Consider the following 25328-nt stretch of genomic DNA (forward strand, 5'->3'; position numbering starts at 1 on the left):
AAAAATCATTAAAATATTAATCATCATGAGCTTAAAAACATTAATCACACACAGTGTTCAGTACAACAATTGGGTAGTCAATAAATATATAGACTGGCTTTCTACAAAGTCTGATGAACAACTTAATCAGGAAGTTATTTCAAGCTTTCCGACAATCTTATCAACTTTGCATCACATCTGGCAGACCCAACAGTACTGGTGGGCTTATATTGCGGAAAATGACGATTTCGATTTTGCTGCCATTTCTGCTGCAGTGACTAAAGAAGAGATTTTTTCCGGTATAAAGAACAATTCTCAGAAACTAATGGAGTACGTGGAAATCTTATCGGAAGAAGACCTGGCAAAAAACGTAAAAATTGAATCCCAATGGTTCCAGTGTGACTTTTCAAAATACGAGTACATTCAGCATGTGATCGTCCATGGAACATACCACAGAGGACAGATCGTAACCATGGGGCGGAATGTTGGAATAACAGATGCTCCAATGACAGATTATAACTTCTGGAATGTCTATAAAAATTCAGAGACAACAGCCGAAGCATAGCGAACAGCCCAATATCTGTATTGTTAAATTATAAATACCGGAACAATGGATTCAAATACTTCTGATAAAAAAATAATCTACTATCACGGCACCAAAGCCGATCTTAAACCCGGAGACCTCATCGAAGTTGGGTTCACCTCAAATTACGGCATCAAGAAAAAAGCAAAATACATTTATCTTTCTGCCACTTTGGAAGCAGCAACATGGGGTGCTGAGCTTGCTTTCGGAGATGGAAAAGAACGAATTTATATTGTGGAACCGACAGGTCCTATTGAAGACGACCCCAATTTAACAGACAAGAAATTTCCCGGCAATCCCACTAAATCTTACCGCTCCCAACACCCTTTCAAGGTGACAGGAGAAGTTAAAGAATGGCAGGGACATTCACCGGAACAGCTTAGAACAATGAGAGATCACCTTGAAAAGCTCAAGCAGCAAGGTATTGAAGCCATTGAAGACTAATAAAAACCCCAATTAATAAGATGACGGATTTTGAACTTTGGGAAAAAGAATTAAAAATGATCTGGGATCAGCTGGGAGAAATCCCGAATGATGACTTTATTGACAAAATAAAAATACATACCTACCAGATCTCTACCCAACCCAATGCCATTGCAGATTTTGAACGGGCCTGCGCCTATGATTCAACAGGTTTTGAAAAAAATGCAGAACCGCTTTACAGATCTGCCTTACAATTGGGTCTTACCGGATTGCGGAGAAGGAGAGCCAGAATTCAGTTGGCCAGCACATTGCGAAACAATGGAAAATTTGAAGAAAGCATACAAATATTAAGAGAGGAAAGAGAAAATTATTCCGACGAGCTGGATGATGCGATAAATGCTTTTTTGGCACTTTCACTTTCTTCTATCAATAAGGACAAAGAAGCATTATCATTGGTGCTTGGATCACTTTCCGCACATTTACCGAGATATAATAAGTCCGTTTACAATTATTCAAAGGAACTAATTCAGTAAATAGATTGATTTCATAAAAACTCAACCCTTGAAATCAGAAAGATTATCAATCCTTCTGGAGGATAAAAGCCAGCTGATGATCATCAATCAAAAGAAGTCATCCATTAAATCTCTTATCGATTCCATAAGGTAACAGAGCAAATTGATACTTTCCAACGAGTTAAAAAAAACATTTTGTAATTTAACCTACCGGAAAATCTTCCGGGATCTAAAAAGACAAGCAATGGGCAATATGATAAAACTCTTGATCCTGTTTTTCTGCAGCTGTTTTCTATTTACCGCCTGCTCAAAACCCATATCTGCATCCAAAATTACAGATATTTCAGATGTAAAAGCTGAAATTGAAATCTACCAGAGTTTAACGGATGAAAATGACAACAGCATTTCCGTAATTTTATATGATAAAAAAGGAAAAGAATTTGGCAACGATTCTGTGAAAATAACTGTCAACGGAGAAAAAGCAGAATACAAAATCATGCAGCAGCTGTATTATTCCAAAAATTACGATTACCGGGCTGAGGACATTCCGCCTCAAAATAACAGCTACGAACTTCACATTCAACTGTCCAATGGGAAAAAGTTCTTTTTAGCCAGTATTCCCTCCCTGAAAACAAGCAGTTCAACGAATATTATTTATAGTAAAGAAGCACCGCTAAACCAGGATTATTCGATCCGATGGTCTGATCTTCATGATGTCAATGTCCTGTATTTTTCTAAAAGTGTTAAAGTAAAGACTAAAGAAGAAAGCAACATAGAGACTTTTATAGAACAGGCTGAGGACACCCTGAAGATTAGTCCGTCCGGAAATTACACCCTTAAAAAAGAAAAATTTTCTAAGCCGGGAGAGCTTCTTTCCATGATGAGTTTTGAATTCACAGCAGAGAAAACAGGAACGGTTAATCCTCAGCTTTTAAAAGGGAGCAGCAGCAAAATCAAGGGTAATCATGAGGAACGGGTAAGTTTCAAATAATATTTTATTTAAATATTGATAAACGTACAAAAAACATTAAAAATTTTTACATAAACATCAATTATGCAAAACACTACAATCCAGAAAGAATGGTTCTCAAAAGGAGAACAATATGCAACAGAAATTAATGAAATGGTTGATTTCGGTGAAAAAAACGGCTGGGAAAACTGGAAAGGCAAAGAACCCGAAGATACAAGATCAAATCTTGCTCAAGAAGTTTTTAAACTGCTTAAAACAGCCAACCAAAATAATAATACGGAAAACTTCAGGGCAGATTTTCCACCAGCCCATACACCTATGATCCCTCTGTTTGAAAACAGATCGCAGAGTATTGAACAGCTTCATTTTATTTCCGGCGAAAAAATCGTTTTTGTTACCGGAACTTCCTATGAAAAAAGACAGGCTTATCTGCTGGATCATGACCAAATTACAGCACTCGACGAAGATATTCAGGCTATAGGAAAATCAAAGCAGGGAAATATTTTCGCCATTGCACAATCAGGCAAAATACTGCTTCATGATGGCTGGGACGGAACCATTATTAATGAATTTAAACTCAACTCAACTGCAGATTATGGCATTACAGATCTCATCCCTTTCAATGACGGGAGTAAAGTTCTGCTGGTGACTTCTTATGGAATCTATCTCATCTCCGGAAAAGAAGAAAAACTCATCCACCCCATCAATGAAGATAACCAGGAGGACTGGACACCGGATATCGATATGGAAAATGCTACACTTTCCAATGACAATTCTTACATCGTGGTTGGTGATCAAAGCTATGACCACAGGATTTTAGATCCGGAAGGCAATACATTGGGTTCTATTGGTGCACAGTCTTCATATCCGCATTTCTGCCTGTTTGCAAAAGACGACAGCCAGCTCATCACCAATTCCTGTCATTTTTACAACGGCATTACAATCGGGATCAATTCTGATCAGTATGTAGGTGCAGATATCGAAGCTTATACTGAAAGTGATGACTACACGGTTATTGATGAAGAAATGAGAGTATATGCAGGTACAGCTACCAGGGATTATTACATTCTTGGTGATGCTTACGGATATATCAAGGCTTTTGATAAAGCCGGAAACCTGCTTTGGAGACACTTTTTAGGATCTACAATTTCAGGTATCACTCTTTCAGATGATGAAAAAACCCTGTGGATTGGCGCCCACTCTGGAATTTTACATAAACTCAGATTAGACAAAGGCCGAAGAGATACGCATACGATCAGCAATGGAAATCATTATGAAGAATTCAGGCTGCTGATCTGGAAGAATGAGCCACAGATCTGGAAATGGTAAAAATAGATACAAATTTTATCAGTAAAAACGTTCTGCTTCAGAGCGTTTTTCTTTATTTTTACGGGTACTGAAACCTACACTAATATTCAACATGAAAAAAGTAATTCTTGACTTGGCCGTGACTTTAGACGGATTCATTGAAGGCCCCAATGGCGAAACCGATTGGTGCATTATGGATGATGATATGAATTTTGAAGGCTTTCTGGACAGTATCGACACCATCTTTTATGGAAGGGTAAGCTATGATGCCTGGGGAAATTACCAGCCGGAAGACAATGCAGATCCCGGAGAAAATAACTTCTGGAAATCTATTCATTCAAAAAACAAATATGTATTTTCAGGACAGGAAAGAGAAGATCCGGGAGCCGTTTTTGTCAGTACTGATATTGCAGAAAAAACAGCTGAGATCAAAAATCAGGGTGGAAAAGATATCTGGCTCTATGGCGGAGCAGGACTTATCAAAACTTTTATCGAGCTTAATCTTATCGACGTATACAGAATTTCAGTTCATCCTATTGCTTTAGGAAACGGGAAACCTCTGTTTGAAGATTTGAAAGAAAGGCTGGAATTAAAGCTGATCACTACCAATGTCTTCAGATCAGGTGTAGTACAACTTATTTATGAACCGAAAAACAGCTAAACCTGATACAAAAACTCCGATATTGCGGAAATTTCTTTAAAGCTACCGGAGTCTCTTTTTTAAAATTTAGCAATAAAATCACAAGTTTCTTTTTACAACAAACCAATATATTATTATGGAAAAATACGCCCAATCATCAGACGGACTGAAAATTCACTATAAAGAAAGCGGACAGGGAAACGTTACCCTTATTTTTGTACACGGATGGCTTGGCAATGCCGAATGGTGGAATAACCAACAGGAATATTTCAAGGACAGATACCGCATCGTACAGATGGATCTGGCCGGACATGGAAAATCTGATTCCTCCAGAAAAGAATGGACAAGTGGATTATATGCAGATGACATCAAAGCAGTCGCTGAACAGATCAATTCACCGGAGATTATTCTTATCGGGCATTCTATGTCGGGAGCCTACGTTCTTGAAGCAGCTTTAAAAGTTCCTCAGGCAAAGGCTATAATTCTGGTAGACACGATAAAAGACCTTAACGAAACGTTTACCGAAGAACAGGCCGAGCAGTTTTTATTTGTGAATTATCGTAATGATTTTAAAAATGCTGTTGAAAATATTCTTCCCCAATATCTTTTTGTAGAAAAAACTCCGCCCGATGTAAAACAGAAAATACAGAATGAGTTCCTGGAAAATGCTTCTGAAAAAGCCATTGATCTCCTTATGCCTTTGTACAAAAAAGATTTCAGGGATACAGCATCACAGGTTAAGATCCCGGTAAGAGCCATCAATTCTGATAATTCTCCTACTAATATTGAAAACAACCGTGACTATTTAAAAAACTATAATTATACCAAAATAGAAGGAACAGGTCACTACCCTATGCTCGAAAATCCGGCAGAATTTAACAGAATTCTGGATGATGTACTTAAAGAATTGACTTAAAAATAAATCATGCAGAATACCAGAATTTTTACCACTGCTTTTGCAAGTGTTTATCCTCACTATATTCAAAAAGCAGAAAAGAAAGGACGTACAAAATCTGAGGTTCATGAAATTATATTTTGGCTCACAGGATATGATGAGAAAAGCCTGCAGGAAATTTTAGATAACAGAACTGATTTTAAAACTTTTTTTGAACAGGCTCCACAGATCAATCCCAATGTTTCATTGATCAAAGGAGTTATTTGCGGATACCGTGTAGAAGATATTGAAGATGAACTGATGAGAAATATCCGTTATCTGGATAAGCTTATTGATGAGCTGGCAAAGGGAAAGAAGATGGAGAAAATATTAAGAGAGCCTTAATTTGGGAGGTATTCCAGAAAATAATTTAAAAGAAAAAGAGTTGACAAGAAAAGAAAAAAACGAAGAAATTCTAAAAAAAGAAGGCGTAAAAATTAATTTTAGTCTTCCTCACATAGAAACAGACGAAGAAACGATCCTTAGAACTTCTGAAGAAATAGCCAGAAGACTAACCGTTCTCGCTGTGACAAACCTTACAGCTTTTGACGCTATTGATCCTGAAGAAGCAATCGATTATCTGAAAAACTGCGATCTTTGGGAGCATACCACTCCGGCGGAAAAGGATTTTTTAACTGAGCCCACAGAACAAAAAAAAGCGCAGGAAAGCTGGAAATGTGAATGCATATGGGTCTTATTGTGGGCATTAAAAAAAGTAGACACCCTACCCTTTCCTGATGAATTGTGTGACCTTAATGATATTCCGGCCGAAAATTACCCGGTTGGCGGAGACATTGATCCTAATGATTTCATTAATGCACCTCATGAGCTTCGTTCAAAATCCGAAATACTTGATGCAGCAGATTTATATTACCGTTATGACTGGGCCTGTGTTGACGCCCGAATCAACAATATTGAAATGACCACGGTAGATCCCGGTATTGTCTATGAGAGACACTATGCTTTAAACTGGCTGATCACTTATATGGATCAGGATTGGGATGATGTTTCATGTGATACGTAATCTATCCGACAGATGACACAACAGGAACTTATTGAAAAATTCATCAGCCTCTCAGAAGGAAAACTCACCACACACGAATGGATGAATTGGTTCACGGATCATAAAGATACTGTAGAAAAAATATGTGGAAGAACTGCCTTTCTTAAAATAAAACCCAAAGAAAGTTTCAGTGCGATCCGAAATGTATACATAGGGCAACTTGGCGCTTTTGACTGGCTACAATCTGTAAAGATCGACACGACTTTTTCTGAACTCTATAAAAAAGACTGGGAAAAAGAATTTGACAATTTCTGCAAAGTCGAAAAACAAAAAGAAAAGCAACTTCAGCAAGACATTGAAAACAAATTCGGCTATTTAAAAGATATCTATCCTAAATTTTTCAGGCAATTGACAAAATCATACAGCCACTCTGACATCATCGAAGCGGGTTTGCAGCAGGAATTTATTCTAAATAAAGAAAAAGAACTTTCTATACAATTGCCCGAAGATCTGATAATATGGTATAGGAATATTTCCAACTTAAAGCTGGAAGGTTTAGAAATAGATTTTCAGGAATTAAGCACAAGAACAATTCAGAAAAAACAATACCTGATTATGGGAGAATTCTGGTTGTATGGTGATGGTGATCAGTTGCTGTACAGCCTGGAGAATCAAAACATTTATATTTTTGCTCACGAGCACAGCCCTCCAAAAATAATAAAAATAGCGAATTCATTATGTGATTTTGTGGAGAAAAAAATGGTAACTTATTTAAGGGAATACGAATCATGAGATTTAAAATCTGATTCTTAGAAGGTTTCTAAAAGTGAAGTTTATCATAGCTCCACAAAAAGTAAAGCCATTTCAAATTGGAATGGTTTATTCTTTATGAATTTATACAGCAATCAGAAAAAAATGATCAAAGATCCCTTCTCCAATTCAAAAAACTTCCCGAAATTAGCAGTCTGTGCGTTAAATATAAATCAATGAAATAAAATTTTAAATCAAAACATACAGTAAAACTTAGTATAAGTTTTCTTCGGGGCAGGGTGAAAATCCCTACCGGCGGTTACAGTCCGCGACTCCTTTCTTCTGAAAGGACTGATCTGGTGAAATTCCGGAACCGACAGTTAAAGTCTGGATGGGAGAAGAAAATGAAACGGTCAGTAAGATTCCTTACGGGCTTATTGTGCCGTATTTCATTTCCATGTACCGAAGACTATTTTAACTTTTAAAAGTAAAATAACATGGAAAAATTATTAGAACAATTTGGAGCAACCTCCACAGAACGTGTAGAAAATGCACTTCTAAAACTACAACAGGGAAAAGGAGTTCTTTTAGTAGATGATGAAAACCGTGAAAACGAAGGTGATATCATCTTTCCCGCATCCACCATTACAGAAAAAGATATGGCTCTTTTGATCCGAGAATGTAGTGGCATCGTCTGTCTGTGTATTTCAGAAGAAAAAAGCAGACACCTGAACCTCCGCCCAATGGTGGAAACCAATAATTCAAAAAATCAAACTGCATTCACCATTTCCATCGAAGCCAAGGAAGGCGTAGAATCCGGGGTTTCAGCAAAAGACCGTGTCACAACGATCAGAACAGCTGTGGCAGAAAATGCGCAGGCTGAACACATTGCCAGTCCGGGACACGTTTTCCCACTTATTGCCAAACAAGGTGGTGTTTTCGAAAGACGTGGCCATACAGAAGGCAGTGTAGATCTTGTGAAAATGGCGAATCTCGGTGACGACGCCGTCCTCTGTGAACTGACGAATGAAGACGGCTCTATGGCAAGACTTCCTGAAATTGTGGACTTTGCTGTCAAAAAAGGGATGAGCGTCGTGACCATCGAAGACATTTATGCTTACCGTAAAATGGTGATGAGCAATTAAACTTAAACATTTTTAACGCACAAAGTCGCCTGCTGATGCTATCAGTAGGCGTTTTTATTAAAAATTTAAATAAAAGTAAATAAAATTAACATTTTAATACTATTTTTTAATTATTTTTAACAAAAAAAAATAATAACCATGAAAAAATCTTTACTCCTTTTATTAGGAGCTTCTGCAATGTTTTCTGCGCAGATCACGCTTACAAAAACAGCCAATGACCCTATTTCTGGAAACATTATCAATTACAATCATGTAACCGGAGCCGTAAACAACTCCGCAACAGGAGCTAATACTATATTTTCAAACGGAGGTCTTACAATGGGAATCTCGTCAATAACGACTTATTCTACTCCTACTTCTGCTGAAATAACAACATTTCCGGGTTCTACCATTAAAATGATAGACGGAACAACAACTATTTATTATAAAGCTTCTACAACAAAACTGGAAATTACAGGAATTGTAAATCCACAGCTTACCTTAAATTTCAGTGTAGATAATGGTACTTATAATAACTATCCTACCACTTATGGGCCGGCACAAAATGATACGGCTAAAGGAACTTTCTCGTCATCTGTTGCCAACGGATTATTCAGTGGCACAATGACTGCCCAAGCTGATGCATATGGAACTCTGATTATAGGTAATCAAACATACAGTAATGTTCTTAGAGTAAAATATACACAGAATCTTAATCTATATGCATCTTTTGATGTTATTTATGCTAACCCTATCGGAACAGCTACCAATACGTCCTATGCTTATTACGATGCTTCTCACAGATATGCTCTGCTAAATTCTACAAGCGGAAATGTCAGTGTTCCATTGTTGAGTATCAACCAGACAGTAGCCACCGCATTAGCTTTAAACGAAGCATTTCTGGCAACCAACAATACAATAAAAAAAGAAAACTTAGTGGTTTACCCTAACCCTGCACAGGACTTTATCGGTTTCAAAGGAAATACAGATAATTACTCTAAAGCAAATATTTACAGTCTGGATGGGAAACTGGTTAAAACATCAGATGTAAAATCCGGGAATATTCAAATCTCAGATCTTCCGCCAGCTTCTTATTTCATAGAGATCAGTGGAAAAAATGCTACAGACACAAAGAATACAAAATTCATCAAGAAATAATAAAAACAAAATCCCCGCTCCTACAAGTGAGCGGGGATTTTTTATAACATTTAAAATTGCTTTTAAAAGGTAGCTGCAGGTGCAGTTTCATTATTCAGCTTTCTTTGCAGCTCTGTTTTCTTCCCTTTCGAAAAATCAAAACTTACTCCCATAACGAACATCGATTACATTCTCCTGAGAAAACACAAAAATTCCACAAAGAAAAAACACAGAATATATAGTCTTTTTCATATTTAAAATAGAATTGTCTTCCACTAATAAGACAGCCAATATCCAACATTTGTTACATATCTGCGAAAGTTTAATCACAAATACCTGACTTATTTTTTAAGCATCTGTTAATCAAATAAAACTGAAGTAAAATGCTTAAGTATAAATTGATTATTCTACCATGATGCAGGCATTCAAAAACCCTAAAAAAACAATCATATGCTTGTTTTTTTAAACAAAAATCAAATCATAATGAAATATTAATAATTTTTTGCCCGTTTTTTGCTGACACTTTATAACATCACAAAATATAAGGTCATGAAAAAGTCTCTCATCCTAATATCCTGTTTCCTCCTTTCACAGGCAGACGCACAAGAACTTGAAGCTGTTCCCGCAGATAAGATGAATATCATTAAGACCAACGTTACAGCTTATGCATTCAGAAACATCAACCTTTCTTATGAAAGAGTCATTACCCAATGGTTTTCTCTGAATATAGGTTTCGGAACGATGACCCAGGGGAAAGCACCTTTCATTAACGCTTTTTTGAAAGACGAAGATGAAAAAAGATTTCAGAACCTGAGAGTAAAGGCTACGAATTTTACCATAGAACCCAGGTTTTATATTGGAAAAGGCTATGGAAAAGGATTTTATTTTGCCCCTTACTATCGGTATTCCGATGTTTCATCCAATTCTTTTGATTTCTATTATGATTATTATGCAGTAGATGGAAACACATATCAGATTCCGCTTAAGGGTCAGGGAAGCACCAGCGGAAACAGTGGCGGACTGATGGTTGGCGTACAGTTTTTCTTAACCAGAAGCCAGAATCTTGTCCTCGATTTCTGGATCGCAGGTGCCCATTACGGAAGTGGAAAAGGTGACTTTACTATGACCAGCAATTATGCGCTGACCCCGGAAATGCAGGCACAGCTAAAAAAAGAAATTGAAAATCTGGACATTCCTTTTGTAGATTACACCGTAGAAACCAATACCAATGGAGCAAAAGTAAAAGTGGACGGACCGTGGGCGGGCTTCCGAAGCGGACTCTCCATTGGATATAGATTTTAAAATACCTATTTTAGATATGGCTAACCGTTCTTTTTAAGAGCGGTTAATTTTTTGACAAAATTTGTATCTTGGTTTTTTCATAATCTTCGTTATTTAAACCAATCTATGAATTCATCATCCATAACTACTGCTCAAAGAATCAAAGCCATTGTAGGCGGATCCATCGGAAATCTGGTCGAATGGTATGACTGGTATGCCTATGCTGCCTTTGCCATTTATTTTTCCCATTCATTCTTTCCGGATTCTGACCAGAATGCCCAGCTGATGAATACAGCAGGAATATTTGCCGTAGGTTTCCTGATGCGTCCGATTGGAGGCTGGGTATTCGGAAGTATAGCTGATAAGGTCGGCAGAAAAAAGGCCATGACTCTTTCGGTACTGCTGATGTCTTTCGGATCTCTGCTTATAGCCCTTACCCCCACCTATAAATCAATCGGAATTCTCGCACCCATGCTCCTGCTTCTTGCCAGACTTCTTCAGGGATTGAGTGTAGGAGGAGAATATGGAGTTTCTGCGACATACCTCAGCGAAATGGCATCAGAAAAACGCAGAGGTTTTTATTCAAGCTTTCAATATGTCACCCTGATTGGCGGGCAGCTGATTGCATTGGGAATTCAGCTGATCCTGCAGAAATTACTTTTAACGGAAACCCAGCTTGAAGAATGGGGCTGGAGAATTCCTTTCGTTATCGGAGCCCTGCTTTCGGTCATTGCTTTATACTTAAGAGCTAACCTCCACGAGACAGAAGCTTTTGAAAATAAAAAAGAAGTCAATGAAAAGAAAAAAGGTACCGTGAAAGAACTTCTTAAGCACCCTAAAGCATTACTTACCGTAATAGGTCTGACTTTAGGCGGAACTCTTGCATTCTATACCTATACGACCTATATGCAGAAATTCCTTGTGAATACCGTTCACCTTACCAAAGAACAGTCTACCCTGATATCATTTATTTCGTTATTTATATTTGCATGCCTGCAGCCGGTATTCGGAGCATTGTCAGACAGGATCGGAAGAAGACCGCTTCTTTTGGGTTTTGGAATTCTGGGGACCCTGTGTACCGTTCCTCTTCTTACTGCTTTAAGTACCACCACCTCGATGTGGGGCGCATTTTTACTAATCATGGCAGCACTGATTATTGTCAGTGGCTACACTTCCATCAACGCCGTTGTAAAAGCAGAGCTTTTCCCTTCTGAGATCAGAGCTCTTGGAGTAGGTCTTCCCTATGCCCTTACGGTAGCTATTTTCGGAGGAACCGCGGAATATATTGCTCTTTGGTTTAAACAAGCCGGTTCAGAGGAGTATTTTTACTGGTATATCACAGGCTGTATCTTGTTTTCCCTGATTGTTTATGCAGGAATGAAGGACACGAAAAAAACTTCAACGCTGGATAAGGATTAATTTACTCTTTAAAAAATAAAATACGTGCGCTGTAGAAATTCTGCAGCGCACGTATTTTATTTTAATGGTAAGCCTGCTTGAATTTTTCAATCATGCTGTCCAGGTTATGTCGCTGAACATATATACTTTTCACTTCCTGATATCTTGGTGACTTGTAAAAAACCTCATGAAAGTCCATACTTCCGTTTCCAACTTTCACTACTTTCTGTACATCGATATTGAGCTTTTTCAACTCGTCTTTAAAGACTTTAAACTCATCCTGTATGCTGCTCATTATATTTTGGGATTTTAATTAAAATTTACTACTTTACACTTCCGCCCCCTACTTTAACTTGGGGCACGATCTAAATTTGTAATAAAATTAGTGAATTTTCTAATATAAACATCGGGTTAGCATTATTTTTTTGATTAATCTGATGATTTCGCAAACATTTTACCTTTTTTGATTTCAATAAGATAATTCAATACGCTATAAATTTGGGTATATACCATTCTTAAACAACCATCAAATCAGCAGAAATTTTTAATAAGTATACTTTTCATGAGCTATATAAATTACCTGCTATTGTTTGAGTTATTATACTGTTCTTTTAATGTACAAAGGGTTTAAAGACCTCCAATAAGATTTTATACGGTTTAAAACAGCTATCAGTCGGTTTTATTAACATAAATCTTTCTGTTTTTGCTGATAATTAAAAATTATTTTAAAGATTTTGTAACATTTTAAAAAAGTCTGTCTCTAAAAGGCAGATTCACCTTTAAATTTTATAAAAATGAAAAAATACAAGATCTTCTTCATCATGATGTTAGTTTTTGCAGCAGTATGCAATATATTTGGACAGACAAAAACCTATCCTTTTGAAGTTAAAAAAACAGGAAGCGGAAAGCAGGCTATTATTTTTATTCCCGGATTTGCATCTTCAGGAGAGGTCTGGAATGAAACAGTTGCCAAGTTTGAAAAGAAATTCACCTGCTACACATTAACTATGGCTGGTTTTGCAGGAGTAAAGCCGCAGGCGGATGCCAGTTTTAAAGATTGGGAAAAACAAATTGCCACTTATATCAAAGATCAGAAAATTGAAAACCCGGTAATCATCGGGCATAGTATGGGAGGAGGCCTGGCTATGGCAATAGCAGCAGATTATCCTGAGCTGGCAAGCAGAATAGTGGTTGTAGATGCCCTTCCCTGCCTGGCTGCCTTATCCGATCCTAACTTTAAATCTAAGGAAAATAATGACTGTTCCGCAACAATCAATTCATTAACAGCGATGAGCGATGAACAGTTTTAAACAAATGCAGACCAGTATGATTCCACGTCTTGTAGCTGATGTATCTATGCAGGAAAAAGTAACGGGATGGAGTATGAAATCCGACAGAACCACTTTTGCCAAAATGTATTGTGATTTTTCCAATACAGATCTGCGTGAAAAATTAAAGGCCATTCAATGTCCTACCCTTATTCTCCTGGAATCTTATTTTGTTAATTTCAAACCGGCTATTGAAAGCCAGTATAAAAATTTAAAAAATGCAGACATGAGATACGCCTCGAAAGGACTTCATTTTATCATGTATGATGACAAAGAATGGTACTTTGAACAGCTAAATAACTTTTTATCTTCCAAATAATGGTATTTGAAGATATATACGAGCTCTACTGGCAGAAGATATTCCGTTTATGCATGGGATATGTCAATGATTCTGAACTGGCACAGGATCTCGCCCAGGAAACATTTATTATCGTATGGCGACAGCTTCCTAAATTCAGGAATGAGTCCAGTATTGGGACATGGATTTTTAGAATTGCATCAAATAACTGCCTGAAACAGATCGAAAAGGAAAAAAGATTTACCAAAGCTGATCTTCCTGTCAATCTGGAAGAGAAAAAGCAGGAATCCCTGGAACCCCAGATTCAGCTGCTTTACCAGTTTATTTCTGAGTTGCCTGAAACGGACAGGATTATTATTTCCCTGGAATTGGAAGAGGTAAAACAGGCTGAAATTGCAGGGATTATCGGACTTTCCGAGTCTAATATCAGGGTGAAAATCCATAGGATCAAGGAAAAATTAACCAAAAGATTTAAAGAGTATGGCTACTAATATAGATTTTAAAAATATCTGGAAGCAGCAAAGCTCCCAGAAACCAAGCATGGAAGAACTGCTGGGAAGACTTAAAAAATTCAAACGGGAAAATCTTCGTAAGCTTATTGTTACCAATATTCTTCTAATTATCACAAGCATAGGGATAGGATTGGTATGGTACTATTATCAGCCTCAACTGATCACTACAAAAACAGGAATCATTCTGGTAATTTTAGCCATGCTTATCTTTCTGTTTGCCTATAATAAACTGTTTATGCTTTTTTATAAGCTTGACAATACCCAGACTAATACGGAATACCTGAAAAGCTTGTATGTTGTACAAAACAAGCAGAAATTTATGCAGACCACGATGATAAATGTATACTTTATCATGCTTTTTACCGGTATCTGTCTTTATATGTATGAATATACTTCCCGAATGGAACTTTTATATGCAGTTCTGGCATATGCTGCCACTCTTGTATGGATTGGTTTCAACTGGTTTTACCTGAGACCCAAAACCATAAAAAAACAGGAGACAAAACTTAACGGATTAATCGATAAATTTGAAGAAATAAATCAACAGTTAAAAGAGTAACAGGTACAAATCCTGCATCTCTATTGCTAATAACCTTATACTTTATTCATGAGAAACATTTTATTTTTATGTCTGATGATCCTTTTGGGCTGCAAAAAGGAGAAAGAAGCTGACAAATTCCGTATTACTCCTGGTGGGAAGGTCAATTATATGCTGGACGACAGATCATTAAAACTTAAATTCGGAGACGTGATCAACTTGAGAGTAGGCGAAAAAAAGATCGAGGCCATTGTAATCGATATCCGGAATGAAGGTCAGAAAATATGGTATGGACTAAGTTTCAAAATAGGAGATAAAATTGCCGGAACAATGATCCGCGATACACAGAACGGAGAAACTACCTGCGCATCATTAGTGGAAGTTTTTTATCTGAACCAGGAAAATATCTATGATTATGAATTGGTTAAAAACGAGAAGTTATTGTTTTCCAAGATAGGACTAAGCAATGCAGGCTATCAGAATGCAAAAATAGAAAAGCTTGAGGAAGTTCTGCCAAAATATTTTGCAGCTATTGAGAAAAGAAAAAATGACGACTCCGACTGTGAAGACACTGTTAAAAATAAGGCACCTAAATATGTTTATGTGAAATTAAGCGAATTGACAGATGAGCGATATCAATAAAAACCATTGGGACACGGTATATGAAACCAAAAATCCCAACGAAGTAAGCTGGACACAGGAAAAACCACAGACATCACTTGATCTTATTCGTTCTGCCGGACTGGGGAAAGATGCCAGGATTATTGATATAGGAGGCGGAGACAGCAACCTTGTTGATTTTCTGCTGGATGAGGGCTATCAAAATATAACCATTCTTGATATTTCTGCGAAAGCACTGGAAAAGGCCAAGATCAGACTGGGAAGTAAGGCTGAAAAAGTAAAATGGATCGTATCTGATATTACTGAATTTAAACCTGAAGAAAATTATGATATATGGCATGACAGGGCTGCATTTCATTTTTTGACCTCACCGGAACAGGTATCAAAATATGTGGATATTGCAGAAAAGAATATTAAAGGTTTTCTGATCGTAGGAACTTTCTCCAAAAACGGCCCGGAAAAATGCAGTGGTTTGGAAATCAGGCAGTATGACAGCGATTCATTGTCCGAAGTATTTGAACCCGCATTTGGAAGAATAAAATGTCTTACAGAGGATCATACAACTCCATTCGGGACGGTACAGAACTTTGTTTTCTGCAGTTTCAAAAAAAATTAATCTTTTAATTTCATATTGAACATCAGCATTAAAATTATTACCATATTATTTTAATAACCAAAGACCGGCTAACAGGCTCCGGTCTTTTTTCATTTTAACTTTCATTCAATACATCTGTTTTTTTAATAAAATAAACAATATTTCAATCAAAAATATAAAGAAAATGCATATTTATATTTATTTTGATTATTTTTAATCAACCAAACCTTTAATAATATAATATATGAAAAAACTACTATTAGTCATTGTTTCGGGCTTAACCTGTTCAAATTTTTATTCACAGAAAGTTGAATTCCAGGAATGCGGAACGGATGAACTGATGCGGAAGCATTATGAAAGGCACCCGGAAGAGAAGGCACAGGATGATGCTTTTAATCTAGAATTATCAAAGATGATTAAAAGTGGAAAACTTTCTTCCACTCTCAACAAAAACCAGGTGTACGAAATCCCTGTTGTCGTCCATGTGGTGGGCGATGGCAGTGCTGTGGGAACAGTTAATAATAAATCTGATGCTGATATTATTGCATGGGTAAATTATACCAACGGTGTATTTTCCGGAAGTACAACCAGTGGAATGTCCGGAACCAGTGCTATATTGCCTGTAAAATTTGTTTTTGCTAAAGTGAATCCAAACTGTGCGCCTACGAACGGAATCAACAGGATCAACGCTTCTCATTTTCCCAAATACGTAAGCGGAGGAGTAAATAATGACAATACCACGAATGCCGTAACGGCTTCAGAGATTACCGCATTGGGTATGTGGGATACCAGCAAGTATTATAATATTTATGTAGTGAAGAAGCTCACCTCCAATGCGGGGGCGCTGAACGGATTTGCTTATTATCCGGGAGGCAGTAATGATTATTCTTTTATGTCTACCAATGCTTCTGCGGGTGAATGCACAGACTTTAGCCCATGAATTCGGACATGCGCTGGGACTTCGCCATACCCATGAAGGCTACAGTGAATCTACAGGAGCCTGCCCTACCAATACGGACTGTACTTTGCAGGGAGACCTGGTGTGTGATACGGAACCTATGAAAAGTCTTTATCATTCATCTGTTCCCAACAGCTGCCAGACTGGACAGATCAATCCATGTACCAGCCAGATTTATGCAGGAGGCGAAAAGAATGTCATGGCTTATACCTATTGTTTCAGAAATCTATTTACCCAGGGACAGGCAGACCGGGCAACAGCTCAGCTTCTGCAGTACAGACAGTCTCTGATTAACTCGCCTGTAGCCTCATCAACTACACCGAACAACAGTTCCGTTTTAACAACAGCCTGCACACCAACTACAATGACGAATCCCGGAAATTTTAACATCGGAGTTACTTCCGTAAAATTTGCAGGTATTAATAATTATTCTGCGAATTACAAACAGGCTTCTAATATAATTTCTATGAAAACTTTACCGGAAATTACTGTTCCGGCATTTCCAAAACTACAATTCCCGGTAATTCTCCTACTACACTTACTGTTGCTCCGGGAACGAGTAATCCGCATATTATAAAAGCCTATATTGATTATAATAACGATGGGCAGTTCAATGAAACTACAGAACTTGTGCTCAATCAAAGCGGGGTCAGCAGTGGATCTTTTGCAACAGCTTCAGTAACTCCACCAGCCAGTGCAGTAGCCAATATTCCTTTAAGAATGAGGGTAATTGGTGAGTTTAATGGAACAGCTGTAACGGCCTGCTATACCCCAAAATATGGACAGGTAGAAGATTATTCAGTAATCATTGAGCGTCAGAACCTGCTATCTGCTGATAACACAGCTAAGAAAAACAATACAGAAATTATTAAAGATGATCAGTCTGTATTGATAAAAAGTGATCTTAAAATTTCATCGCTGCATATCTATGACGCTTCGGGAAGACTTCTTATTAACAGAACGGAAATAAAATCTTCTGAATTCAGATTTCCTGTGAATGAAAAGAATACTGTTTTAACAGTAAAAGCAGTACTGGAAAACGGAAAAATTATCAGCAAGAAATTAAAGTTCTAAAAAATAATTGAAACAAAAAAGAGAGCGTAATTGCTCTCTTTTGTTTTATATAAAATTGGCCTATTAAGATTTCTGACTTTCTTCTTCTTCAAGCTCCACTTCATGTCTCAGCTGGGCTTTGTAAAGGGTAGCATAATATCCGTTTCTGTCAAGAAGTTCTAAATGTTTTCCTTCTTCTACGATCTTACCATGCTCCATCACAATAATTTTATCTGCTTTTTCAATAGTAGAAAGCCTATGGGCAATGATGATTGAAGTTCTGTTTTTAGTGATCTTTTCGGTTGCTCTCTGAATCAGCTTTTCACTTTCGTGGTCAATTGAGGACGTAGCTTCGTCCAGGATCAGAATTTTTGGATCTGATAAATAAGCTCTCAGGAAAGACAACAGCTGTCTCTGGCCTAAAGAAATAGAAGAACCTCTTTCGCTTACCACAAAATCATAACCTCCCGGAAGCTGCTCGATAAACTGGTCTACTTCAATTTCTTTCGCTCCGGCTTTTATTTTTTCCAGGGTAACACTTTCATCTCCGAACGCAAGGTTTTCAAAAATACTTCCATGGAAAAGAAATACATCCTGAAGAACAACACCGATGTGGCTTCTCAGGTTATAAAGCTCATAATCCTTCAAATCAACATTATCGATACGGATGCTCCCTGAATTAATATCATAAAGTCTTGTGATAAGGCTGATGATCGTAGATTTTCCCGCTCCTGTAGCGCCTACAATAGCCACCGTTTCTCCCGGATTTACTTTAAAATCTATTCCTTTCAATACTTCCTGCTTGTCATCATAGGCAAAATGTACATTCTCAAATTCAATTTTACCGTCAAAATGATCTTTTTTCACAGTTCCGGTATTCGGCATGGCATAATCTTCATCCATCACGCCCAATACCCTTTCTGCTCCTACAATTCCTCTCTGGATATTATTAAAACGGTCTGCAATCTGCCTCAACGGACGGATCAGCATTGATATATACTGTATAAATGCAATGACAACACCGGCACTGATGGTAATATAACCTCCATAAAACAGGATAAACCCGATAAACAAGGAAGATATAAGTTCTACTACCGGAAAGAATAAGGAGAAAATAAAAACCGTTCTCAGTAAAGCTCCTTTCAGGGTAATATTAATATCATCAAACTTTTTAAATTCCGCTTCCTGCCTGTTGAATACCTGAATGATCGGCATTCCTGCCAGTCTTTCCTGAACAAATGAATTCTGATTGGCTGTCCATGTCCTTTCATCTCCGAAAGCTTTTTTAAGTCTCTTTTGGAAGAATCTGGTAATTACCACCATTAAAGGAAGAATTGCCAGGGTAATATAGCTCAGATGAACGTTGGTGCTGAACATCATCACCAGAACAAATACAATTCTCAGAATATCCCCGAACACCATCAGGAAACCGTCCGTATAAACCGTAGCAATGGTTTCCACATCTCCTACCGCACGGGTCACGAGCTGTCCGATAGGAGTTTTATCAAAAAATGAAGTTCTGAAATAGATCAGTTTCGCATACAGTCTCTCCCTGATATCACGGATAACGTTCTGCGAAATATAATTTGAAAAATAAACCAGAAAAAAGTTTAAAACAGTTTCAGCAACTACCAAACCTACCAACATATAGATATGCTTCATCATCAGAGCTTTATCCTGAAGTTTGGTAATGTCATTATCTACCACTTCCATGGTAAGATAAGGCCTGTAGGTAGAAACTATGGACAGTATGACGGAAATTATCAAGGTAAGGATGAACCAGGAACGGAATTTCATTCCGATAAAGAACAGCCTTTTAACAATCCCCCAGGTATCTTGTTTTTTCATTGTACGAATTGAAGAAAGAATTTAAAATTCTATGCAAAAATAAGACATTATAATTTGACAGCCTTTACAAGTACATCAAATCGTCATAGAAAATTTCAGATAGCTATCATTTACAGTATGAATAAGGTAGGTAAGATTTTCAATTTAAGCAGCATGTGATAAGTTTCAGTCAACTTGTGTTCACTACTAATCCTGATCGCCAATTTTTTCAATTTCCAGAGAAGGTTTATTCACATGTTCTCTGACGAATTTCCTCTCAAGAAGCTTATACACTCCATATACTGCTGCAATTGAAATGATCCAGCTGATCATATTCACCAAAGAATAACCGGTATAATCTACTCCATCAAGGGAAGCAGGGTCCATAATTCCTTTGTAAATTCCATAAGAAAAGCCGAAGAACAGCTGAGTTCCAAGATAAACTCCAATAGCCAGAAGGCCGTAGTGCCATTTTGTTTTTCCGAAACGCTCTGCCAGCTGGGCATAATACCGGTAGGCTCCGATAAGAATAAAGATTGATAACATAATTTGTGTTTTATTGATTAAATATTCATTGACAGCTAAAATAGCATTTTTTTCCATTTTGTGAAAAACGGAAATTTCAGAAATAATTTAACCAAAAAAATTACATATTAAAATTCATAGCCAACATCTACAAGAAATAATCCATGTCCCGGAGCTGAGGTTCCTGCAGCATTGCGGTGCTTATCCTCAATGATTTTACGCAGATCTTCAGGTTGTATTTTTCCACTTCCGATTTCTACCATCGTTCCTACAATAGCACGAACCATATTTCTGAGGAAACGGTTAGCTGAAACCGTAAATTTAAGTTCCGTCCCATCCTGCTCCCACTCTGCTTTATACATTTTGCAGATGTTCGTTTTGTTGTCCGTTTTTAGTTTAGCAAAGCTTGTAAAATCCTCATATTCAAAAAGAATTTTGCAGGCTTCATTCATTTTGTGAATGTCCAGCCGTCTTTTCCAGTGTTGCCATGCAGATTCCTCAGTAAAAGGATTTTTTGCCAGGGAAATATAATACTCATACGTTCTGTAGGTTGCATCAAAACGGGCGTGAAAATCATCTTTCACCCGAAAAACTCTTTTTACAGCAATATCAGAAGGAAGAAAACTGTTCAGTTTATAAGGAAGGTTGGCCTCATCTACTGCTTTTTCCGTATCAAAATGAGCAAATATTTTTTTGGCGTGAACCCCTGTATCCGTTCTTCCCGCACCTGTTGTTTTAATCTCTTCCCTTAAGATGGTAGATAGCGCTTTTTCCATCTCTTCCTGCACAGAAATAGCATCCGGTTGTATCTGGTAGCCGAAATAATTTTTCCCGTTGTAAGAAAATTCTATAAAGTATCTCAATGTATTCTAATAACTCCACAAAAATACTTTAATTTAACGAAATATTTGTTGAAAAGTCTTTGATAATATTGTTCCAAATCCTTATGAAAATCCCTATTTTTGCAATCGTATGAAAAGATGGTACCTTTATCCTTTTTCCCTTGGTTATCATTTGGTAACGGGTATCCGAAACACAATGTATGATCTTGGTGTTCTGAAGTCAACGAAATTCAAGACCCCGATAATAAATGTCGGGAACCTTTCTGTGGGTGGAAGCGGAAAATCGCCTATGGTGATGTATCTGGCCCAATACCTGTCCAAACATTACAGGACCGGTGTGCTTTCACGTGGTTATGGAAGATTGAGTAAAGGCTACGAAGTAACGAATTATGAAAGTAATTATAAAATCGTTGGCGATGAAGCCATGCAGCTTTTTGAACGCTTCAAAAACCGTTTTGTAATTGCTGTTTCAGAAGAAAGAGTGCCCGGTGCCAAAAAAATAATTGAGGATATGGATCTTGATGTCCTTGTTTTGGATGATGCTTTACAGCACAGAGCAATCAAGGCAGGGTTTAATATTCTGATGACCGATTTCAATGATCCCTACTTCAAAGATCATCTTCTTCCGGCTGGAGATTTAAGAGAATCCAGAGCTGGCTCCAAAAGAGCAGATATTATTATGGTCAGCAAATGTCCCGATGAGCTTACCGAAGAAACCAAACGCTATTATATTTCAAGGATAAGACCTTCTTACCATCAGAAAGTATTCTTTTCTTCCATCGGTTATGATGAGAATGTATATGGAAAAGACAAAATGCTTCCTGACAACAACCTGAATTATTATGACATTCTCCTGATCACAGGAATTGCGAACCCCAAACCTCTTCTTGAGCATCTGGCGAAATTCTCTCAACGGGTTAAACATTTAAAATTCAGGGACCATCATAATTTTACCGATGATGACATTAAAAAAATCACTGCAGAATATAAAAAATTAGGCGAATATAAGCTGATCCTGACCACAGAAAAGGATTATGTACGTCTGAAAACTTTTGACTATCTTAGAGAAATTGTTTACTACTGGCCTATTAATGTCATCATTGATAAGAAGGAAGAATTCAATCAAATCATCTTAGATTATGTTAGAAAAAATTAAGCAGACCGCCGATTTTATTAAAAGCATCATTAAAGAAACCCCTGATTTTGCAGTTGTTTTAGGCTCCGGGCTGGGAAAGCTGCAGGATGAGGTGGAAGCTATCCATGTTTTGGAATATCCTGAAATTCCTAATTTTCCACAGACTACTGTTCCCGGACATGGCGGAAAACTAATTTACGGAATCCTGGAAGGCAAGAAAGTCTTAATGATGAGCGGGCGTTTTCATTATTATGAAGGTCATTCTATGGATACGGTGACTTTTCCTATCAGAGTCTTTCACCTACTGGGAATTAAAAATCTTATTCTTTCCAATGCTTGTGGTGGTGTAAATCCTGCTTACAGCGTTGCAGACATCGTTATTTTAAAAGACCATATCAATATGATGCCGGAGCACCCGCTTCGTGGAAAAAATATTGATTCATTCGGTCCACGCTTTGTGGATATGAGTGAGCCCTACAACAGAAAAATGATCCAAACGGCTGAAAAAGCAGCAGCTGAAAACAATATTAAAATCCATCAGGGAGTCTATATCGCTCTACAGGGACCCACCTTTGAAACCCCGGCAGAATATGGCATGATCAAAGCCATTGGTGGTGATATGGTAGGTATGAGTACCGTCCCGGAAGTGATTGTAGCCAGACATATGGGAATGGACACATTCTGCATCTCTGTGATTACAGATCTTGGCGGACCGGATATTGCCTTTGCCGTTTCCCACGAAGAAGTTCTGAATGCAGCCAATAAAGCCATGCCGAATGTAATTGCAATAGTGAAAGGGCTTATCAGAAACTATCCGTAAATATTTATAGAAATTTTCAATCTCATAAATTTTTCCTAATTCATCAGAAATCAATCTTAATTTGCATTTCATTGTTTAGATTTGTATAAATGAAATTGCAAGAATGAAAAAGTTAGCATTAGTTCTTATGATCAGTATTTTTGGACTGAGCTATTCGCAGCAACAGCCAAAGGTACTTAAAACCAGTTTTTCCAAAGAAGCTTTGGTACAGAAACTGGAAGATGAGGAAGGAAAAAATATCTCTATCCAGCAGATCCTTGATCAGCATAAAGGAAAAGTTTTAGTGATCGATTTCTGGGCCGGATGGTGCAGAGACTGTCTGAAAGCTCTTCCCAAAGCCGAAGAACTAGAAAAAAACAATCCAAACGTAGATTTCGTTTTCCTCTCACTGGAAAGATCAAAAGAAGGTTTTGATAAAAGCCTTGACAGATTCAATATGAAGGATAAGAACAACTACTGGTTTGCTTCCGGCTGGAAAAATGACTTTAATAATTATATTGACCTGAACTGGATTCCAAGGTATATGGTTGTAGACCAGAAATCTTCTATCGCAAAATATTATGCCATATCTCCTGAAGATCCGGAAATCAAAAAAACAATAGACCGCCTTTTACAATAATGATTACAAGAGAAGCTACAGAACAGGATCTGAAAACACTATTAGAGTTTGAACAGGGAATTGTTTTTGCAGAAAGACCATTCAACAGCACACTTATCGATGGAGAGATCCACTATTATGATTTACTTCAATTAATAAAATCTGAAGAGTCTTTGGTGCTGGTTACAGAAGAGAATAATGAGATTATCGCTTCAGGCTATGCAAAGATCAAAAAGACCGAAAATAATTATTCCAATTTTGATGAGTATGCATATCTGGGATTTATGTATGTAAAACCGGAGCATAGAGGGAAAGGAGTCAACAAACTGATTCTTGATGAACTGATCGGCTGGGCAAAGTCCAAAAACATTTCCGAGGTAAGGCTCGATGTTTATTCTCAAAATGAATCTGCTGTAAAAGCTTACGAAAAAGCAGGATTTGAGTCATTACTTACTACCATGAGGATGAAAGTCTGATAAGATTTAATTAAAAATAAATGAATCCATATCTTTGCGGTATGGATTCTTCTTTTCCCACCCGCAAAATTATTCATGTGGACATGGATGCATTTTATGCTTCTGTGGAGCAACATGATGATCCTTCGCTTAAGGGAAAACCTATTGCAGTAGGAGGAGAACACCGTGGTGTAGTTTCAGCGGCAAGCTATGAAGCAAGAAAATACGGAGTGCGTTCTGCGATGCCGAGTAAAACTGCTAAAGAGAAATGTCCGCATCTTATTTTTGTGCCACCCCGCTTCGCTCGGTACAAGGAAATATCAAGGCAGATCCGGGAAATTTTTCATGAATATACAGACCTGGTGGAACCTCTTTCTTTGGACGAAGCTTATCTGGATGTTACCGAAAATAAAAAAGAAATAGAATCTGCCAATCAGATTGCGAAAGAGATCCGTCAGAAAATATTTGAAAAGACCGGTCTTACTGCATCTGCAGGAATTTCCGTGAATAAGTTCCTTGCAAAAGTAGCTTCTGATATCAATAAGCCAAATGGGCAAAAGACAATTCATCCTGACAGAATTGAAGGTTTTCTTGAAGAACTTCCGGTAGAAAAATTTTACGGCGTCGGTAAAGTTACGGCTAACAAAATGTTTAGTTTAGGTATTTATAAAGGAAAGGATTTAAAGAAAAAATCGTTGGAAGATCTGACCCGTCTTTTTGGAAAATCAGGAGGATATTACTACAACGTTGTACGTGGCATTCATAATTCTGAGGTAAAACCTCATCGTATTCAGAAAAGCGTTGCAGTGGAAAGGACTTTTTTCGAGGATCTGTTTGATGACCAGGAGATCAATGAGAAGCTGGAGCATCTGAGCCAAGAGCTTCATCAGCGACTGCAAAAAAATAATATTCTGGGAAGGTCTTTAACTTTGAAAATCAAGTATAAGGATTTTTCTCTTTTTACCCGAAGTTTTACAAAGGAAGAATATTTCACCTCTCCCGAACAGTATTTTAACACCGGAAAAAAGCTTTGGGAGCTGAGGCCTTTTGATAAGCCTGTAAGATTACTGGGGCTATCCCTATCGCATCTGAATACTGAAGAAAAAAAGCAGGTTTCTATTCAACTAAAGATTCCGTTTGAAGAATTTGAAAACCCGTAGGAGAAAAATTTTCACTATCTT

Annotated in this window: 32 protein-coding genes and 1 riboswitch; of the genes, 28 read left to right on the top strand and 4 right to left on the bottom strand. The window is 37.5% G+C overall.

Annotation, left to right across the window (positions count from 1 at the left end):
* Positions 1-25: 25 nt before the first annotated feature.
* From QF044_RS15085 to QF044_RS15150, 14 genes are all read left to right on the top strand, one after another.
* A complete protein-coding gene (locus tag QF044_RS15085; RefSeq protein ID WP_307268955.1) occupies positions 26-544 on the top strand; it encodes a DinB family protein in 519 nt (172 codons plus the stop codon).
* A gap of 45 nt (positions 545-589) precedes the next feature.
* On the top strand, positions 590-1006 hold the full coding sequence (gene arr / locus QF044_RS15090) for an NAD(+)--rifampin ADP-ribosyltransferase (RefSeq protein WP_307268958.1): 417 nt from the start codon (positions 590-592) through the stop codon (positions 1004-1006).
* Positions 1007-1026: 20 nt separating this feature from the next.
* Positions 1027-1518: a tetratricopeptide repeat protein gene (locus QF044_RS15095; RefSeq protein ID WP_307268961.1), complete on the top strand. Its 492-nt coding sequence runs from the start codon at positions 1027-1029 to the stop codon at positions 1516-1518.
* A gap of 223 nt (positions 1519-1741) precedes the next feature.
* Positions 1742-2488, top strand: coding sequence for a hypothetical protein (locus tag QF044_RS15100; protein WP_307268963.1), 747 nt, complete (start codon positions 1742-1744; stop codon positions 2486-2488).
* A gap of 63 nt (positions 2489-2551) precedes the next feature.
* The gene (locus tag QF044_RS15105; RefSeq protein ID WP_307268965.1) at positions 2552-3796 is read left to right on the top strand and encodes a hypothetical protein; all 1245 of its coding nucleotides are present in this window, start codon (positions 2552-2554) and stop codon (positions 3794-3796) included.
* Positions 3797-3887: 91 nt separating this feature from the next.
* Positions 3888-4436 (top strand): dihydrofolate reductase family protein, encoded by a 549-nt coding sequence (locus tag QF044_RS15110; protein ID WP_307268968.1) that lies wholly within the window; start codon positions 3888-3890, stop codon positions 4434-4436.
* A gap of 115 nt (positions 4437-4551) precedes the next feature.
* Positions 4552-5331 carry an alpha/beta fold hydrolase gene (locus QF044_RS15115; RefSeq protein WP_307268970.1) on the top strand — a complete coding sequence of 260 codons (780 nt, stop codon included), beginning with the start codon at positions 4552-4554 and terminating at the stop codon, positions 5329-5331.
* Between the two features lie 9 nt (positions 5332-5340).
* Complete coding sequence (locus tag QF044_RS15120) at positions 5341-5694, top strand: DUF2200 domain-containing protein (RefSeq protein ID WP_307268971.1); 354 nt, start codon at positions 5341-5343, stop codon at positions 5692-5694.
* Between the two features lie 40 nt (positions 5695-5734).
* On the top strand, positions 5735-6373 hold the full coding sequence (locus tag QF044_RS15125) for a DUF4272 domain-containing protein (RefSeq protein WP_307268973.1): 639 nt from the start codon (positions 5735-5737) through the stop codon (positions 6371-6373).
* Between the two features lie 12 nt (positions 6374-6385).
* Positions 6386-7144, top strand: coding sequence for an SMI1/KNR4 family protein (locus QF044_RS15130; RefSeq protein ID WP_307268976.1), 759 nt, complete (start codon positions 6386-6388; stop codon positions 7142-7144).
* 239 nt (positions 7145-7383) lie between these two features.
* Positions 7384-7509: riboswitch (FMN riboswitch) on the top strand.
* A gap of 90 nt (positions 7510-7599) precedes the next feature.
* Complete coding sequence (gene ribB, locus QF044_RS15135) at positions 7600-8247, top strand: 3,4-dihydroxy-2-butanone-4-phosphate synthase (protein WP_307268980.1); 648 nt, start codon at positions 7600-7602, stop codon at positions 8245-8247.
* Between the two features lie 138 nt (positions 8248-8385).
* Positions 8386-9384 (top strand): T9SS type A sorting domain-containing protein, encoded by a 999-nt coding sequence (locus QF044_RS15140; RefSeq protein ID WP_307268982.1) that lies wholly within the window; start codon positions 8386-8388, stop codon positions 9382-9384.
* Between the two features lie 528 nt (positions 9385-9912).
* Complete coding sequence (locus QF044_RS15145; protein WP_307268987.1) at positions 9913-10665, top strand: DUF3575 domain-containing protein; 753 nt, start codon at positions 9913-9915, stop codon at positions 10663-10665.
* Positions 10666-10770: 105 nt separating this feature from the next.
* Complete coding sequence (locus tag QF044_RS15150) at positions 10771-12063, top strand: MFS transporter (RefSeq protein WP_307268989.1); 1293 nt, start codon at positions 10771-10773, stop codon at positions 12061-12063.
* A 61-nt stretch (positions 12064-12124) separates the two neighbouring features.
* On the opposite strand, the gene QF044_RS15155 is transcribed toward QF044_RS15150, so the two are convergent.
* Positions 12125-12337 carry a hypothetical protein gene (locus QF044_RS15155; protein ID WP_307268991.1) on the bottom strand — a complete coding sequence of 71 codons (213 nt, stop codon included), beginning with the start codon at positions 12335-12337 and terminating at the stop codon, positions 12125-12127.
* 499 nt (positions 12338-12836) lie between these two features.
* Here QF044_RS15155 and QF044_RS15160 point away from each other — a divergent pair, with 499 nt between their 5' ends.
* The 9 genes from QF044_RS15160 to QF044_RS15200 all read left to right on the top strand — a co-directional run bounded on the left by QF044_RS15160 (position 12837) and on the right by QF044_RS15200 (position 17966).
* Entirely contained in the window at positions 12837-13352 is a 516-nt protein-coding gene (locus QF044_RS15160; protein ID WP_307268994.1) for an alpha/beta fold hydrolase, read from the top strand.
* Positions 13339-13689, top strand: coding sequence for an alpha/beta fold hydrolase (locus QF044_RS15165; protein ID WP_307268997.1), 351 nt, complete (start codon positions 13339-13341; stop codon positions 13687-13689). Before QF044_RS15160 ends, QF044_RS15165 begins: the two co-directional genes overlap by 14 nt.
* Positions 13689-14159, top strand: a complete 471-nt coding sequence (locus QF044_RS15170) for an RNA polymerase sigma factor (protein ID WP_307268999.1) — start codon at positions 13689-13691, stop codon at positions 14157-14159. The genes QF044_RS15165 and QF044_RS15170 overlap by 1 nt, the downstream gene beginning before the upstream one ends.
* Positions 14149-14739 carry a hypothetical protein gene (locus QF044_RS15175; protein WP_307269000.1) on the top strand — a complete coding sequence of 197 codons (591 nt, stop codon included), beginning with the start codon at positions 14149-14151 and terminating at the stop codon, positions 14737-14739. Before QF044_RS15170 ends, QF044_RS15175 begins: the two co-directional genes overlap by 11 nt.
* A 48-nt stretch (positions 14740-14787) precedes the next feature.
* The gene (locus QF044_RS15180) at positions 14788-15360 is read left to right on the top strand and encodes a hypothetical protein (RefSeq protein ID WP_307269002.1); all 573 of its coding nucleotides are present in this window, start codon (positions 14788-14790) and stop codon (positions 15358-15360) included.
* Entirely contained in the window at positions 15344-15955 is a 612-nt protein-coding gene (locus QF044_RS15185; RefSeq protein ID WP_307269004.1) for a class I SAM-dependent methyltransferase, read from the top strand. Before QF044_RS15180 ends, QF044_RS15185 begins: the two co-directional genes overlap by 17 nt.
* 223 nt (positions 15956-16178) lie before the next feature.
* Positions 16179-16874: a hypothetical protein gene (locus QF044_RS15190; protein WP_307269006.1), complete on the top strand. Its 696-nt coding sequence runs from the start codon at positions 16179-16181 to the stop codon at positions 16872-16874.
* Positions 16837-17469: a M43 family zinc metalloprotease gene (locus QF044_RS15195; protein ID WP_307269007.1), complete on the top strand. Its 633-nt coding sequence runs from the start codon at positions 16837-16839 to the stop codon at positions 17467-17469. The genes QF044_RS15190 and QF044_RS15195 overlap by 38 nt, the downstream gene beginning before the upstream one ends.
* A gap of 53 nt (positions 17470-17522) precedes the next feature.
* Positions 17523-17966, top strand: a complete 444-nt coding sequence (locus QF044_RS15200) for a GEVED domain-containing protein (protein WP_373462643.1) — start codon at positions 17523-17525, stop codon at positions 17964-17966.
* Between the two features lie 63 nt (positions 17967-18029).
* On the opposite strand, the gene QF044_RS15205 is transcribed toward QF044_RS15200, so the two are convergent.
* From QF044_RS15205 to truA, 3 genes are all read right to left on the bottom strand, one after another.
* Positions 18030-19793 (bottom strand): ABC transporter ATP-binding protein, encoded by a 1764-nt coding sequence (locus tag QF044_RS15205; protein ID WP_307269009.1) that lies wholly within the window; start codon positions 19791-19793, stop codon positions 18030-18032.
* Positions 19794-19979: 186 nt separating this feature from the next.
* Positions 19980-20318 (bottom strand): hypothetical protein, encoded by a 339-nt coding sequence (locus QF044_RS15210; protein ID WP_307269011.1) that lies wholly within the window; start codon positions 20316-20318, stop codon positions 19980-19982.
* Positions 20319-20425: 107 nt separating this feature from the next.
* On the bottom strand, positions 20426-21160 hold the full coding sequence (truA, locus tag QF044_RS15215) for a tRNA pseudouridine(38-40) synthase TruA (RefSeq protein ID WP_307269013.1): 735 nt from the start codon (positions 21158-21160) through the stop codon (positions 20426-20428).
* Positions 21161-21269: 109 nt separating this feature from the next.
* Between truA and lpxK the strand changes: the two genes are divergently transcribed.
* The 5 genes from lpxK to dinB all read left to right on the top strand — a co-directional run bounded on the left by lpxK (position 21270) and on the right by dinB (position 25307).
* Positions 21270-22295: a tetraacyldisaccharide 4'-kinase gene (gene lpxK / locus QF044_RS15220; protein ID WP_307269016.1), complete on the top strand. Its 1026-nt coding sequence runs from the start codon at positions 21270-21272 to the stop codon at positions 22293-22295.
* A complete protein-coding gene (locus QF044_RS15225) occupies positions 22279-23094 on the top strand; it encodes a purine-nucleoside phosphorylase (RefSeq protein ID WP_307269019.1) in 816 nt (271 codons plus the stop codon). Before lpxK ends, QF044_RS15225 begins: the two co-directional genes overlap by 17 nt.
* Before the next feature lie 103 nt (positions 23095-23197).
* Positions 23198-23713 carry a thioredoxin family protein gene (locus QF044_RS15230; RefSeq protein ID WP_307269022.1) on the top strand — a complete coding sequence of 172 codons (516 nt, stop codon included), beginning with the start codon at positions 23198-23200 and terminating at the stop codon, positions 23711-23713.
* Positions 23713-24168, top strand: a complete 456-nt coding sequence (locus QF044_RS15235; protein ID WP_307269024.1) for a GNAT family N-acetyltransferase — start codon at positions 23713-23715, stop codon at positions 24166-24168. The genes QF044_RS15230 and QF044_RS15235 overlap by 1 nt, the downstream gene beginning before the upstream one ends.
* 41 nt (positions 24169-24209) lie before the next feature.
* Positions 24210-25307 (top strand): DNA polymerase IV, encoded by a 1098-nt coding sequence (dinB, locus tag QF044_RS15240; RefSeq protein ID WP_307272048.1) that lies wholly within the window; start codon positions 24210-24212, stop codon positions 25305-25307.
* Positions 25308-25328 lie beyond the last annotated feature (21 nt).

The sequence above is a fragment of the Chryseobacterium sp. W4I1 genome (genome assembly GCF_030816115.1).
GTDB lineage: Bacteria > Bacteroidota > Bacteroidia > Flavobacteriales > Weeksellaceae > Chryseobacterium.